This window comes from Enterococcus malodoratus, from assembly GCF_027659535.1.
Classification (GTDB): domain Bacteria; phylum Bacillota; class Bacilli; order Lactobacillales; family Enterococcaceae; genus Enterococcus_A; species Enterococcus_A malodoratus.
This window is the reverse complement of sequence record NZ_JAQDPG010000006.1, coordinates 152,559-167,654: the sequence shown is the minus strand read 5'-3', so window position 1 is coordinate 167,654 and position 15,096 is coordinate 152,559. Positions and strand designations below refer to the sequence as shown.

Sequence of the window (15,096 nt, the reverse complement as noted above, 5' to 3'; positions counted from 1 at the left end):
TTTAGCAGGGTTTTTGATGAAAGAACCTTTCAGTTTATTGGAATATAAATGTCGGTGAGGCTTTTGTCTTTGAAATTTTTCGGCGGCTCAGTAACGAATAATTCAAAAGGCACGGCATCGCGCGCTTTCTGATCATCCTTAAAGAGCCATTCTTGATACATATACTGCCAAGCATCTCCGTACTCTTTCGCAGATAGTTCAAAGTGACCAACGCCAAATCTTCCTGAAATACTAGACAGGCAGATGTTGCCAGTTTCTTGTACGGGTCGATCATTTGGAATAGTCATTGCGACACTGGTGCGCAAATTCTTATCATCCGTAATAAATGGATTATCATCGTAAATGGTTAACATCTTAGTTTCATTTTCGACGATGAGATCATTCTTTGTCGCAAATTCAAACAGTTCGTTGAACAGCTTTCGACTCTGTTTCCTAAATGCTGCATAGCTTCCTCTAAAACGAATATAGATGATTCTCAAGTCTTCCAAATTTTCTGTTGTAATACTCTTAGGCTCAATCATTGGTACGTCCTCCGTCTTCTTTAAGAATGACTCTATTATTCCATGTCCCTTTTAAAGTTTCTTGTCATTTCTTGCTGTTTCCGATACTTCGAAGGACTAAGACCGAAGTGCTTTCTAAACGCGCGACTAAAAGAACTCGCATCAGTATAACCATAATTTAAAGCAATCTCGGTTAACGAAAGGGAAGACGTGACACATAAAAAGATCGCGGCACGTTCCAACTTAAATCTTGTCACAAATTCCTTCAACGTCTCTGAAGAATATTTTTTAAAGATCCGATGGAAATGAAACTCTGAAAAGTGAGCATTTTTTGCTAAGTCGCTTAAAGATATAGGATCTGCAAGATGCTGCTCGATGTAGTCCTCGGTTTTGTTGATTAAACGCTGATAGCTTTGTTTAGATGACTCTTTCGCGGTACCCAAAAAGCTCACCTCCTGTAGATTTCTCCTGGTTCTATCATAGAGCGCGGAAAGTTTTCTATAATCATATTTTCGTATTCTAGCCAATTATTCAAGTCTAAAGTCTAAATTTTTAAGAATAATACTTTGTTAGAGGGGAGACGAAAACTAAAAAAGAGCAGAACTTCTTTTTTCCTTTAGATAACTAAAAAATCTGCCAAGAGTTTTCTTGGCAGATTCTTCAGTCGAATCCGAACATATTATCTATTGTATTGTTGCTAGACTCTAAAAATTATGCACTTTTTCAGCTATCTGTTTGCCAACTAGGTCGAAGAAGGCTTCTTTGCTCATTTTTTGGATTTGTTGTGAACCGCGTTTTCTAACAGAGAACTCGTTTCCATCCATTTCATGATCGCCTATGACTAAGATATATGGAGCTTTTCGTAGTTCGGCTTCACGGATTTTTTTGCCTAATTTTTCATTACGGACATCCTTTGATACTCGAATTCCTTTTTCTTGAAATTCATGATAAAGCGAATCGACATAGTCTCCGTGCTTCTCTGCGACGGATAATAATTCTACTTGTTTTGGTGCTAACCAAACAGGAAACGCTCCGGCATAATGTTCAATTAAGATACCAAAGAAACGATCTAAAGAACCGAATACCGCACGGTGAATCATAACTGGACGTTGTTTTTCATTGTTTTGATCAATGAAACTTAGGTCGAATTTTTCTGGCATTTGGAAATCCAATTGAACAGTTGCGCATTGATGGCTGCGATTTAACGCGTCCTTGATATGGATATCGATTTTAGGACCGTAGAAAGCACCGTCGCCTTCATTGATCGCGTATTTATAGCCCAAGCTGTCTAAGACTTCTTTCAATGAATCTTCCGCTTTATCCCACATTGCGATCTCTCCCATGAAATCATCGGGACGAGTAGACAATTCAACCGAATATTCAAATCCAAAGACCTTATAAACTTCATCGATTATTTTTAATGCCAATGAAATTTCGGATTTAATTTGATCGGGACTAACGAAGATATGCGCATCATCTTGGCAGAATGTACGAACTCGAAGCAAACCATTTAACGCACTGCTGAATTCATGGCGATGAACTTGACCAAATTCTGCCATTCGAATCGGTAAATCACGATATGAACGAACCGCATCTTTATAAATCATGCAGTGACCAGGGCAATTCATTGGCTTCAACGCGTAATCTTGATCATCCACTTTCGTAAAGTACATATTGTCCTTATAATGATCCCAATGTCCGGAACGTCTCCATAAGCGCTCATTCATTATTAAAGGAGTCTTGACCTCATCGTAATCATATCTTGTTTGCAATTCCCGCAAGAATTTCTCTAACTCGTTGCGAACAGTTTGTCCATTCGATAGATAGAAGGGCATCCCAGGAGCCTCTTCGGAAAACATAAACAGCTTCAATTCTTTTCCTAATTTTTGATGACTGCGTTTTTCGGATTCATCTAAGAAATGCAGATATTCAGCTAGATCTTCCTTAGAAGAAAATACTGCACCATTCACTCGCTGCAACATCTCGTTGTCTGAATTTCCTTGCCAGTAAGCGCCGGAAACTTTTAACAGCTTGAAGTCCTTTATGTGATGTACATCTAGTGCAAATGGTTCTTTTGAAAAAGTGAACACGTCTCCCAGTTGGTAAATAGCTACTTGATCGTCTGCTGGTAGAGCATTCAAGAGTTCTACTTGTAAGTCGTTGTCTGCAAAAATCTCCTTAGCTTCACGAACAATCACTTCCTGTTTTTTGATCAGTCCGCTGTTTTTTTGAATTTTCTTCATGCCTTGTTCGATCTCTTTAAATTCTAAAATACTCAGTGATTGATCTAGACGCATATCGACAAAAAAGCCATTTTCGTCGAGCTGTATTTCAGAAATGGACACTTTTTTATAACGTTCTTTGATCGCCTGACTGAAAACCAAACCGATACTCCTGCGTATTGCTGCTAGACCTTCTTGGCTATCTTTTCCATAGAACGCAACGTGACTGGGTTTATCAATTTGAGAAAGCAAGTCTGACAAAGTACCGTCAATACTTCCAATGACTGCATCAGCATCTATTTCTTTTGCTACTTCATACAATGTAGTTCCTGCCACCACCATTTTTTTGCTTCCATTTGGAAATACGATTTCAACTTCATTGTTTGACATACTTGTTCAACTCCATTCTCTATTTTAGTTAAAAAAATATATAAAAAAACACGCCCCTAAAAAGGGACGTGTTTAGTTAACGTGTTACCACCCATGTTCCCAAGAAACACATCTATCTTACGTATTTTCTTGGCTCATTGCGATATTATAACGTATATCGTGCGATCAGTTTTTTGCTGATTTCTCAAAGGTAGTAATTCCAAAAAATCTCACTAGAAGCTCGCAGCCAAGGCTTCACTCTCTGAAAGTCGATACTAATGGAATCATGTCCTTATCTTTGCTTTTTGTTGTTCGATTGATTGTTGCTAGATTACTCCCCTAAAAATGAAAAGTCAAGCAAATACTAAATTATTATTTCAAAAAAATTTCAGGAAAACCTTAGACGCTTTTTGAAAAATGTGAAATACAGTATATCACGTTGGGTTAAAAGAAAATTGACATGTAGCAGTCTGAGAGGGTAATCTCTGGTTCCAATTAGGAAGGAATATCGTAAATTCTTAGCTTTTCCGAATAGAAAAAGCACCACTAAAATAAACAAATGAACCCCACCAAAAAAATTCTTGGTGGGGTTCATTGCATTTAAGTGTTTATCGCAACAAAATATGTCTACACTCAATTTGATTTTTTAATCTATTCCCACTCCAATGTCACAGGTGAACTTGAAACACTGTTAAATCATTATTTCAAGCACTTTGTATACTTCTTGGCGGGGATTCTGGCGGGAAACTAGATTATTCTTATTTTTTTATGGTTTGATTCCCGTTAAATGCAATCTTTGTCTTTTTAGCAGTTTGAATCTTGATGCTACCGGACATTTCCTTTGCGATACCTTCATCTGCACCTGACCACATATGTGAATAATGCTTTAGTGTGATTTCTGGGCTTGAATGACCCATTCGTTTGGAAAGGACTAGTACTGAAACATTGAACTCATTGATTAGGAATGAAGCATGAGAATGCCGTAATCCCTTTGCTTGGATTTTGTGAACACCGGCAAAGTTTGCATAACGCTTAATGATTCTTCCAATAGTGGACTTAATCATTGGAAATCCATCATACGAGAAGACAAAATCATGAATCCCTACTTGGCTTTGGCGCTTTTTCCAAGCTGATAGAATTGCAAGAGTATCATCATCTAAGACAATTGTGCGCTTGCCATCATCTGTCTTCGTGTAATCATTACGATCCCAATCTGTGCGACTTCGTGTAACTAGCATATGGTGGACTCTAAGACGTTTGTTCCTAAAATCAATGTCATCCCACCACAAAGCCGTGCCTTCATTTACACGCACTCCTGTCATGTAATACACCCATAGCATGACAAAACACAAATGCTCGTAAAAATCATCGATGCAAATAGTTGCAATCACTTTTTCGAATTCATCTTTTGTCCAATAAGCAACATTGCATTTTCCTTTTGGGATAGCCTTCACACGTTTTGAAATATTACTCTCAAGATATTGCATAGTCACAGCCATATCTAAGCTTTTTCTGAACATACTGAAAATCAGACTAGCATAGCTTTGTGAATAATCTGCACCACCTGAATTCTTTTCAGTTAGTAGCCAGGTTCGATAGGATTGTACATCTTCCATGTTGATTTCGCGTAAAGGTTTGTCTGAAAAGCGGTCACGAATATTTTCTAAGGTCTTTTTTCGGACTGAAAAAGTACTTTCTTCAACATCTGTTTTGTATGCCGGGATATAGACCTTATCCATGAACTCACCATAGGTTAGATGGTAGTTTGCATATTTTTGGACTTGATGATATTCTCTCTTTATCCTAATCAATTCTTTGTAGGCTGCATGGGCAGTCGTGAACTTTTTTCCAGATTGGTCCGTTCTGCCTTTTTTACGCAGTCTTTTTCCTGTTATACGATCGGTACCTAGCTCTGTTTCATAGTAAAACTGATTTTCTTTATCTACATAAACTCCTGCATACTTCGTTTTAGCCATTGCTATTTTCCTCCGACTCTAGTTCACAACCTAGAATTGATTCAACAACTTCTTTTGGCACACGTCCAACGCGCTTGTTCATATAGAATGGATATCCTCGTTGTACCATGATTTCTTTTGATTGTCTAATGATATTTTGTGCCGTATGTTTCGGATATCCCTGTTCCATTAGTTCATTTTTATCGATAAATGGTGCCATCAATTTCACGTCCTTTAGTAAGAATCTTCATTCTCCAATTCCAGTATTTTTTGTTCGATAAAGGTCTGATCTGTTTCCGTAAATTTCTCTTTTCCTTTGGCTAATAATTCTCTCAAATAGACTTCTGCTTGATCAGATCCATAGGCTTGAAGAAAAGCTTCATAGACCATGGCGAGAGATTTCGAGGTGGCATTTTCTAGCCATGATTTCTTTTTGGAAAAAGTTGGTTTTTCACGAACCACGCGTAAGGGGATTTTTGGAATGCTTCCCACAAATTTGTCCCACCACTTCATATTCGGCCAGCGAGCTTTGTTGTGATAATTGACGGGTCCTTTGGGTTTGGTCTTGAAGCTGTAATGGGAAGCAAAAATGCCACGGATTACCGTGTTTAGTGGCGTTCCCTTTGCAATCTTTTCTACGGCTTGCCGAGCCTTATGATCGGTTAATTCCAATTCCCAGCGGACCCATTCGTTGACTTGGGCGATTTCACCCGTTTTATCGCGGATTTCTTGCTTTTTATCATAAATCCGCAGTAGTTGAGGTTGAGCGCCAATATAGAGGGTATGACCAGTCAGAACACCTTTCTGTAATTGCCCGCTGTTCACTTCTCGAAAGTAGCGAATTTGAGAGCTAAGTTGGCCATTCTTCACGTATTTTTGAAGCATAGCCACAGGAGGAGAGGAGCCATCAAATAAATCCATTGCCAAGTCGACACGAGTAACGGTTCCTTTGGCTTTTAGAATGGTGACTAAGAACTTCTGCCAATGCCAACCTTCCACACTAGACATATATTCTTCATATTGGCGACAACCTTGACCAGATAAGTTTACTAACAGATTGTTGTGGTGGTCACTTTGGTGAATGATAATATCTGCAAAGGAATAGTGAGAATCATAAGTGGGAAAAGGACTCCCTTTCTTTTCCGAAGTGAAGTCTGAAAGGGAAATTCCCAATAGGTCCGCAACTTTTTCCATTGAAGCATCCGGTAATGAAAAGCGTAGAAAATCAATCAGACATTCATTACTTTGCCGGAGTATTTGGTTCATTTACTTCTCCTAGTTGATAGGAATCGGCGCTGATTTTCAACGCTGCAAATTGCCACGTATCAATCATCGGCTGACCTTCTCCCACAAATGACTTTTTCTGAATTTTTCGGGGATAGATATTTAAGCCATTAAAGCGAATGGGAATTAATTCGCCGTCCTCATAGTTATCTAAAATTGGTAATTCTTCTTGATGCTCAACCACAATCGTTATCGGGGAGCCCAGTTCTGTTCCGCCGTTATTTAGAACCAGTTCGACAAAAGCCCGATCATAGACTTTGAAGGTGAGTGTCATTAACCCGGTTTCCACACGTTCGCCAACGTGGTTTTGTTCACGTTCCATCCGCATTTGAATATCGCTTTTGGCTACAACAAAACGTTGAGGGAGTTTGAATTGTTTGAGGTCGAAACGTAGACTAGCCAGATTGATTGTTTCTGAATCATTGAGTGAGATACTAGTTTCTTTTTGAATCATTAATTTTTTTGACATGTGTATTTCTCCTTTGGTTTTAATTTAGTTTTTTATTTCAGTTGGTTGAAACAAAATAGAGTAGGGGCGCGAATTAAGCACACGTTTTTTCCATCCTTTCACTAATAAGAACAATTTGAATTGTCACAATGTCCCTAAAATGTGGAAATTCTCATAATTTTCTTTGTGGGTGATTACCCTTCCATTACTACTACAATCTGAGTAGAGGAATTTTTCGAAACCACAGGTAATTAATTTAACTTGTAAGAGATTCTTAAACTATTTGAATCTCAATCAACTCATTTCGGAAAAGTTTCATTTTTGAGAAAACACAAAAAAGACGTGTAAACGAACTCGGCTCTTCCGCTGAAAGCCGGTTCGTTCACACGTCTTTTGGTTTACTATTTAGTTAATTTTGACAAAAAACAAATCTTTAAAGAGTGCTCGTGAAGCCTTTCGTAGCAACCCTCAAAGGGATTTTCAATGAGTTTGGTACCCCCGTGTTACTAACGCGATAGTATTTTGTCTAAAGAAGTGACTAAATGATAACAATTTTTGTATATTTAAGGTACTCAATTGTTCAGTTGTTCTATTCTAATCTGAAGTTATTTTAACTATAATTGAGTTAAGCACTGTGGACTAGTATGATATCCACCAGAATTTACTGGATTACTGTTTTGTTTAGACTCTGGCCGTCTAATGGGTAATAAGTTTGTTAGTGTATGATATACGTTCATGACGCTTGAGTGATCACAAGGTTACACAGGAAAAGAGTAAGTGAAACATAGTGTAATTTTAAGCAAAGAGGAGTGCAGATCGATGATATATGTTGGAATTGATGTCACAAAGTATAAACACAGATTGGTTGCAATTGATACTGAAGGAACAATTTTCATTCGTCACCTTCAGATTAAAAATAATTGTGATGTTTTTACAAAGCATCAGATGACACTAGCTAATCTACAAAAAACGATAGGGAAGAGTTACAGATTGCATTAGGAGGTTACTCTGTTCGGTAGCTTAGAAAGAGCCCATGCATCTGGCCCCATTATTCATCGGTAAGTTCGTATCGTCGAGTTGGTGTTATCGAAACTTTCATTCCATTTTTTTCAGAGAATATCATATTTTGATAGAGTTTTCAGCCGTATCCTAAAGAAAATCATGCAAAATTTAAAAGAAAAAATAGTATCGAAAGAAACACCTATCCTAGGATTATGGAAATAATAAGTATGAAATTCTGAATAAATTTAACTATCGAAATTTGGCGGTACGCTTATCTTTCCTGATAATTTCAACAATAACTTATCACAATTGATTACGGCAAAAGAAGCAAGTCAAACATTAGTGAAAAATAATGAGTATTTTATTAATATTTATAAAAGGCTTTCTTACAGGTTGAAATGAATAGATTACGTCTATACAAGCAAAATATAATTCATAACTAAAAAATCATTAGAAATGTTTCAAGAGAAAAAGAGGGTTAACTAAATGCGTTTTATTTAGAACTAGAAGGAAGCTAGAATTGATGTACAGGTTTATGATATAATGAAGAAAATTTGAAAGGATGGATAAAATGAAAGTTAAAAGAGTTCAGTGTTTCAGTGCGGTTCTTTTAATATCACTTATGTCAGGTAATTTATTTTCTTCACAAGTTTTTGCTTCAGAAACGGCAACTTCAGAAACGGCAACTTCAGAAACGGCAACTTCAGAAACGGCAACTTCAGAAACGGCAACTTTAGAAACGGCAACTTCAGAAGCAGCAACTTCAGAAACGGCAACTTTAGAAACGGCAACTTCAGAAGCAGCAACTTCAGAAGCAGCAACTTCTAATGAAATAAGTCAGAAGTCGTATGCTGAAAAAAAATATGAGAATGTTCAGATGAATTCAGAACCTACTAATGATAGCAATATCAATAAAGATACGGATAATGATGGGAAATTAACATACTTCAAAGAGGTTAATGGATATGTTCCTAAAATTGATGAGATTATCGAAAAAAATATTCCAAGAGGTAATGGTGAATGTATAGGTGATAAAATAACGAAGTCTTATACTGATGAAGTTGATTTAAATGCAAAAAGTGTTATGGATACTAACTTAGATGATTATTCTAACAATGGATATCTTGAAAAAGTCAAAAATCCTAACAACCACCCTAGTACTGATAGCTCTAATACTGATGAAGATTTGTATGGACCAGGTAATTTAGAAGTTCAGCATTGGCAAAACGGTCCTAACGACGCTACTAAAACTCAAAATTGGAGAGTTGTATTTGCAACAGACTATGCAATTAATAATGCTGTATTAACTGTAACTTTGCCATATGATAATGTCTCAGTGACAAATGTAACGGACTGGGTTATTAATCGATACTATCCGGCTGTAACAAATAATAACAATATATATACTAATTACTTAGTTCCACTAGACATTTCTTTTAATGGTAATGTTGCTACAATTAATTTTGGAAATATAGTAGGTTACAGTGCTTTTGGTATGATTTTTAGTAAAACATTTGATGTTCCGCAGGATTTTAGTAAAGACTTAAAAGTAACATCGGCAAGAGTAATAGGAACTTGGAAGTCAGATGAATTGAATGCTGATTCAAAATATATAAAATCTTCTAAAACAGAACCTTCAATAATTTGGCAAAACGAAGTATGTCCTATTCCAATTGATCCGGAAACACCGGAAACACCGGAAACACCGGAAACACCGGAAACACCGGAAACACCGGAAACACCAAGTAAAATGAACGTAGCAGAAAATCAAACTAGAATAACCTCATTAAGTAATAAAGTGAACAATAATTTAATAGAAAAAAATACTGTAAAAGCTACTAAATCTCATAATGGTGATACTCTTCCTAAGACAGGAGAAAGTAAGTCAACTATTTTTAGTGTTATTGGAGGGATTATTTTATTAGGTTTTGGTTCAGTAACCATTTTACGAAAAAAATATAGTTTAAAATAACTGCTGATTAGATTGTTCTACACACAATGTTTCAAAAAAAGTTATATAAATTTAAATAGCCTCAAAAGTTAAATTTACAGTTCAACTTTTGAGGCTATTTAGGGTGTGTCTAGAAACTTATTGTTGAGTCAATTTAAAAATAGCTTCCGCATAAACAAAAGACAAAAGTGATTTTGCCAACTTATCATATCGTGTAGCGATACGACGAAAATGTTTGATCTTGTTGTAAAAACATTCTACAAGGTGACGTTCCTTTTAAAGATTCCAATCGATATCCCAAGGTTCCTTAGGGTTCTCTTTAGGTGAATACCCTTCGTGGCGTATGCTTTGTCGACTAGAATGTTGATCCTCGAAAGATCAAAGTTTTTCAATAGCTTGATTGCTGAAACTGCATCATGAGTTTGTCCTTCAGTTAAAAGAAAGACAAGAGGGTTTTCTAGTCCATGCACCAAATTATGGATTTTGGTTGTTTTGCCACCGTGGTAATATCTATGCGTTGGTTTACTCCGCTTAGTACGGCGTTTTTTAGCACCGGCACTATGTTGATGCGCTTTTATTTAAGATGAATCGATACTAATGTTTTAAAAGCCTAGCTCGATCTGAAGAACTTGAAAGATAGTCAATAGTACTCCGCTGTCACGCCAATTACAAAAGTGAGTATAGATCGTTTTTCAAGAACCCTAGCGCTCCTTCGGCACTGTACCACTCAGAGCGATTCAAAGAAGTACATTGAAGGCTGTGTGGTTATCTAACTTAGGAGGTTACCCTGTTCGGTAACTTAGAAAGAGCCTGTGCATCTGGTCCCATTGTTCATCGGTAAGTTCGTATTATCGAGTTGGTGTTATCGAGACTTTCACTCCATTTGTTTTTTAGAGGATATAATATTTTGATAGAGTTTTCAGCCACATTCTAATTAATATTCAAGTGGTTATGTGAATGTTTTTGTGTAATAAAAAATGTGTCAAAGGCTAAAATATGTTTTTTAGCTTGATTTTTTTGACAGGAACCTCCACCAAAGAAAGCCTAAATTAAAAATCCCGTCAGAGTTCTCTGGCGGGATTTTGGCGGGGAACCTAATCAAAATAGATCTTTTTTATCCATTCTAAGTGAACTAAAAAGCTGTTAAATCAACATTTTGCAACCAAGTGAGGTTACTACTTTATTCCCACTCGATGTAAGTCAACCCTCCATAAACGTTGATTTAACAACATCCATAAAAGATAACATCCATCTTGGCAGGGATTTGGCAGTGTTATATTTTTACTGCCTGATTACCATTGAAATCAACTTTTGACTCCTTTGCAAAGTTGAAAATGATGTTGCCAGCCATCTGATCGGCGATACTTTCATCATTTCTACTCCACAGGTGAGCGTAGTGTTTCAAAGTGATCTCTGGGCTGGAATGGCCCAATCGTTGTGATACGACTAAAATATCTGCGTTAAATTCGTTGATCAAATAGCTTACGTGAGAGTGGCGCAATCCTTTGCCTTGAATGGCAGGAACGTTAGCTAGTTTTGCGTATCTCTCAATGATTCGCTGAACGGTGGAACGATATAAAGGTAAGTCGGTGTAACTTAGGATAAAATGTTCGACACCATGTTTCTTTTGGACGCTTTTCCAGCGTTTCAAAATTCTGACCGTATCATCATCCAGTGAGATTGTGCGCATACCGCTTTCTGTTTTGGTATAAGGCTTTCTGATAAAGTCGTTTTGATTTTTCATGTCGAGTGTATGATGGATACGCAGTTTTTTTCTCTTCAAATCTACATCAGTCCAATGGAGTGCTAGACCTTCACTGACACGAATTCCAGTCATATAATACAACCAGATTAGCACGAAGCTCATGTGTTCGTAAAAATCATCAATGAAGATTGTTGCTAGAACTTTTTGAAATTCTTCTTTGGTCCAATAAGGAACAATGGATTTACCTTTAGATATGGCTTTGGTTCGTTTGGAAATATTTTCGTTCATGAAATTCAACGTCACTGCATAGTCCAATGTTTTACGAAACATTCCGTACATTAGGGAGCAATAAGATTGAGAGTAACCACTGTCGTTCAATAGCCAGATTCGATAATTCTCGCAATCCTCAACAGTGATTTCTCGAAGCTTCATATCTCCAAAACGCTGTTTGATTTGTTCCAAACCAGTTTGTCTTGAATTCCATGTGCTGCGTTCAACACTTGACCGATAGTAGGGAATATATTTTTGTTCCATGAATTGGGCATAAGTCAGTTTGTAATTGATGTAACCATTTTGGAGCATAAAATCATTTTTCAATCGAGTTAGCTCTTTATAGGCTTCTCTGGCAGACTCAAATGGCTTTCCATTTTGATCTTTGCGTCCTTTTTTCTGAATTCGCTTGCCAGTTGCTTTGTCGATTCCCAATTCCAGTTGGTAAAAATATTTCCCGTTTTTATCCCGATAGACACCTACATATTTTGTTTTAGGCACTGTGATTCTCTCCTTCAAGAGAAACGCCTATGATTTCTTCTACAACCTCTCTTGGAACATAGCCCAATCGTTTATTGTTGTAAAACGGATACCCTTTTTGTACCATAATCTGTTTTGCTTGTCGAACGATCATCTTAGCAGTATGAGGTTTGTAGCCTAAACTTAATAGATCATCCTTACATATTGTTGACTTCATAACACTCACCTCTCAAATACAAGAACATTGAAACCACGAATGATGAATTCAATGAGTTTCTGTGTTCTTATCTTTCTTTATTTTTGTATATTTCACGTTACTCTCTTCAAATTCGACGACCTGTTCAAGGGCACCCGATTCATTAAGTTCCTCAGAAAATTTTGGTGATCGCCGGATATAATTTTTCGTGTGGAGAACTTCTTGACCATTTGTATCGTATTCTTGTTCGGTCAGTCTTTTTGTTTCTTTCGGTATTTTGAGATTTTGCGATTTGAAGAAGGCCTTTTTCTTATGCTCTTTGAGGTCCAAATCTTTGTCAAAATACTTGCTGAGGTATCTTCCGCGATTTTCCACCGCATCTACATCGATCTTATTGATCCAAACCAATCCATGCCCCCAAATTTTCATCAGTCGTTCATGAGGGACGAAAGGGAAGGAGAACAAGACAATGTGGTAATGGATAGCACCGCGTTTCTGCTTTTCCCACGTGGCCAAATACTTGATCTGGGATTTTTTCGTTTTATAAGTTTGGTAGTTTAATCGTTTAATAAATTTTTTGAATTCATCATTCGTGGTTTCAATGTTTTGAATGTTCTCTTTAAAGGTGAGTGTGAGAAATTTTGTGTTGTCGTCGAAATTCATATCAATCAAGCGAGCAATTTCAAAGCGCATATTTTTATAGTGTTTTTGTTTTCTTTTTAAGCTGTCATATTGTTTTTCTGCTGTTAGCTCGTCATATTTTTTATTGGGCTCATTTAAGTTGTTGATCCATTCAGGTGTTTGATGTTCATATTCTTCATTTTTCTTTTCATCCACTTTGTAAACAATCGGTTTTTCGTATTCCCAAATTTCTGTATACGTAGGAGTTTCAATGATTTTTTGATTGTAAGCTTTTAGCAATCATCATCGCTCCTGACATACTTCAAGGTTATTTAGTTTTCAATGAACGAGAACAACTTTTTTCGACAGATGTTGTCCTATAAATCAAGTAAAGGAGCAGAACTGCTACGCAGCCCTGCTAGACTGCTCATTTGTTGTGCGGTTTTTTTCGGAATGAACGGCTTTTGGCTGACGCCAGCCGCCCATTCCGAAAACACCCAACAAACGATCAGGGATATTAGTTGCGTGACTCTTTTGAATGATTGCTAGGATTCTCTGTTGGTTGTTTTGTCAGTAAAACTGCTGAGTCTGCCGTCGCAGATAATCCATAGCTGACAAACTGACCATTTGCCCGTCCCCAAGGTTTTATCGAAAGATTGTTAAAAGTGACCGTCGCGATCCCATTTTTCTCAAGTTCATCCAGCGTTACGACTGGTTCAGCGCTTCCAATTTTTACACTCATCTTTTCAAAACGCAGCTTGGGTAAGATACACTCGTAGCTCCATCCCAAAATTTCTCCATCTTTTTGCCATCGTGAGACACTAACGACTTGATACTCTTTTTCTAACTTTTCTTTTGGTAAGGTTAAATCACTGATTTTGATCGGCATATTTTTTCTTCCTTTCTAATATACGATTTGATATACGTTCGATTTAAAAAAATGTAGTGGTACCTCTACATTTACATCATATACGGTTTTAAATACGGTGTCAATAGTTTTTGCGGAAAAATATATACGAAACGATATACGTGTGGTATGCTGTATATGAAATCATATAGGAGGGATCAGAAATGTTTGGATTGTTACAACCAAATAAAGAAAAAGTCGGGAGACGACTAAAGCTGATCAAGGATGAAATGAATATCTCTTTTACAGAGTTTGGTAGTCGACTTGGATTGAAGAAGCCGACAATCAGTTCTTATGTCCAAGGATATAATTTAGCACCGCTTGATGTGATCGAGAAGGTGGCTAAGATCAGCGGGAGGTCTGTTGGCTGGTTTTACTTTGGGGAGACAGAAGAATATATTGCGGACTATCTGACTCTCACGGGACAAGGAGAGTTAGTTAAGGAATATCCGGATATTGTGAAGCAGATCAAGGAAGAATTCTTTACTGGGGACTTTAAAAATCCGGGCTGGGAAAATGAAGTTGGCTATCCAATGGAAGAATTCATCGATGATTGTTTCTCGGATTTCTCTCCAAGTATTTTAGATCGCTATATTGGTAAAATTGTTACGCAGCAGATTGATGAATCGGAGAAGTTGAAAAACTTATCAGATAAGGAAAAGGGAGAAGCCGTAGCTTTTGTCTATCAAGAAGTAATGGATTATGTTGAAATGAGCGGCGAAGTTAAGTATGGGGAAGAGGAGAAGGTTATTAGATTGGTTGAAGATTCGATCAGTAATCTGGCGAAAAGAGGAAAAATCGAATTTTCAGAAGAATATTTGGTTGGAAGGTTAGTGAATATTCTTGATGATGATGCTGAGACGGCAAGGATCATTTCAACTTTGTCGTTGAATCTTACAGGGAAAGCTTTTTCGCCGCTTTTTGGTGGGAAAGAGTTGATTGAGATTTTTCAAGCAATGCGTCCGGCTTTGATGAAGTTGTATGCGGAGAAGAGTAGGGATGAGTTGTATGATTGGTTTGAGAAATAGGAAATTAGCGGTTCATTGTGAGCATCTTTGATTCAAGGATAACGGTTAGGTGTACTTGAGGGAGTATAAGATATTGTTTTCTATATATTTAGATTGTGATATAATCCTTTGTTAGAATTAGAAAACAGTGATAACTTCAATGTAGTTTAAGCTTTTTT

Annotated in this window: 14 protein-coding genes; 2 read left to right on the top strand and 12 right to left on the bottom strand. The window is 37.0% G+C overall.

Annotated elements, in window-relative coordinates; genetic code table 11:
* Positions 1–29: 29 nt before the first annotated feature.
* From PGP85_RS11535 to PGP85_RS11505, 7 genes are all read right to left on the bottom strand, one after another.
* Positions 30–521, bottom strand: coding sequence for an AraC family transcriptional regulator (locus PGP85_RS11535; RefSeq protein ID WP_270327574.1), 492 nt, complete (start codon positions 519–521; stop codon positions 30–32).
* A gap of 35 nt (positions 522–556) precedes the next feature.
* Entirely contained in the window at positions 557–943 is a 387-nt protein-coding gene (locus tag PGP85_RS11530; protein ID WP_270327572.1) for a helix-turn-helix domain-containing protein, read from the bottom strand.
* Between the two features lie 261 nt (positions 944–1,204).
* Positions 1,205–3,112, bottom strand: coding sequence for a threonine--tRNA ligase (thrS, locus tag PGP85_RS11525; RefSeq protein ID WP_270327570.1), 1,908 nt, complete (start codon positions 3,110–3,112; stop codon positions 1,205–1,207).
* Between the two features lie 737 nt (positions 3,113–3,849).
* Entirely contained in the window at positions 3,850–5,067 is a 1,218-nt protein-coding gene (locus tag PGP85_RS11520) for a tyrosine-type recombinase/integrase (RefSeq protein ID WP_016630573.1), read from the bottom strand.
* On the bottom strand, positions 5,060–5,266 hold the full coding sequence (locus PGP85_RS11515; protein ID WP_016630572.1) for a DUF3173 domain-containing protein: 207 nt from the start codon (positions 5,264–5,266) through the stop codon (positions 5,060–5,062). The genes PGP85_RS11520 and PGP85_RS11515 overlap by 8 nt, the downstream gene beginning before the upstream one ends.
* Positions 5,267–5,280: 14 nt before the next feature.
* Positions 5,281–6,312, bottom strand: a complete 1,032-nt coding sequence (locus tag PGP85_RS11510) for a replication initiation factor domain-containing protein (protein ID WP_016630571.1) — start codon at positions 6,310–6,312, stop codon at positions 5,281–5,283.
* Positions 6,287–6,799: a hypothetical protein gene (locus tag PGP85_RS11505; RefSeq protein ID WP_010745211.1), complete on the bottom strand. Its 513-nt coding sequence runs from the start codon at positions 6,797–6,799 to the stop codon at positions 6,287–6,289. Before PGP85_RS11505 ends, PGP85_RS11510 begins: the two co-directional genes overlap by 26 nt.
* Positions 6,800–8,351: 1,552 nt before the next feature.
* On the opposite strand from PGP85_RS11505, the gene PGP85_RS11500 reads away from it, so the two are divergent.
* The gene (locus tag PGP85_RS11500) at positions 8,352–9,752 is read left to right on the top strand and encodes an LPXTG cell wall anchor domain-containing protein (RefSeq protein WP_270327568.1); all 1,401 of its coding nucleotides are present in this window, start codon (positions 8,352–8,354) and stop codon (positions 9,750–9,752) included.
* A 236-nt stretch (positions 9,753–9,988) separates the two neighbouring features.
* On the opposite strand, the gene PGP85_RS11495 is transcribed toward PGP85_RS11500, so the two are convergent.
* The 5 genes from PGP85_RS11495 to PGP85_RS11475 all read right to left on the bottom strand — a co-directional run bounded on the left by PGP85_RS11495 (position 9,989) and on the right by PGP85_RS11475 (position 13,892).
* A complete protein-coding gene (locus PGP85_RS11495) occupies positions 9,989–10,309 on the bottom strand; it encodes a transposase (protein ID WP_122975126.1) in 321 nt (106 codons plus the stop codon).
* A 695-nt stretch (positions 10,310–11,004) separates the two neighbouring features.
* Positions 11,005–12,207: a tyrosine-type recombinase/integrase gene (locus PGP85_RS11490; RefSeq protein WP_197745899.1), complete on the bottom strand. Its 1,203-nt coding sequence runs from the start codon at positions 12,205–12,207 to the stop codon at positions 11,005–11,007.
* Positions 12,200–12,403, bottom strand: coding sequence for a DUF3173 domain-containing protein (locus PGP85_RS11485; RefSeq protein WP_173103910.1), 204 nt, complete (start codon positions 12,401–12,403; stop codon positions 12,200–12,202). The genes PGP85_RS11490 and PGP85_RS11485 overlap by 8 nt, the downstream gene beginning before the upstream one ends.
* Before the next feature lie 48 nt (positions 12,404–12,451).
* Positions 12,452–13,303: a rolling circle replication-associated protein gene (locus tag PGP85_RS11480; RefSeq protein WP_173103909.1), complete on the bottom strand. Its 852-nt coding sequence runs from the start codon at positions 13,301–13,303 to the stop codon at positions 12,452–12,454.
* A gap of 217 nt (positions 13,304–13,520) precedes the next feature.
* Positions 13,521–13,892 (bottom strand): hypothetical protein, encoded by a 372-nt coding sequence (locus PGP85_RS11475; protein WP_173103908.1) that lies wholly within the window; start codon positions 13,890–13,892, stop codon positions 13,521–13,523.
* 182 nt (positions 13,893–14,074) lie between these two features.
* Between PGP85_RS11475 and PGP85_RS11470 the strand changes: the two genes are divergently transcribed.
* Positions 14,075–14,938, top strand: coding sequence for a helix-turn-helix domain-containing protein (locus PGP85_RS11470; protein WP_173103907.1), 864 nt, complete (start codon positions 14,075–14,077; stop codon positions 14,936–14,938).
* Positions 14,939–15,096: the final 158 nt, after the last annotated feature.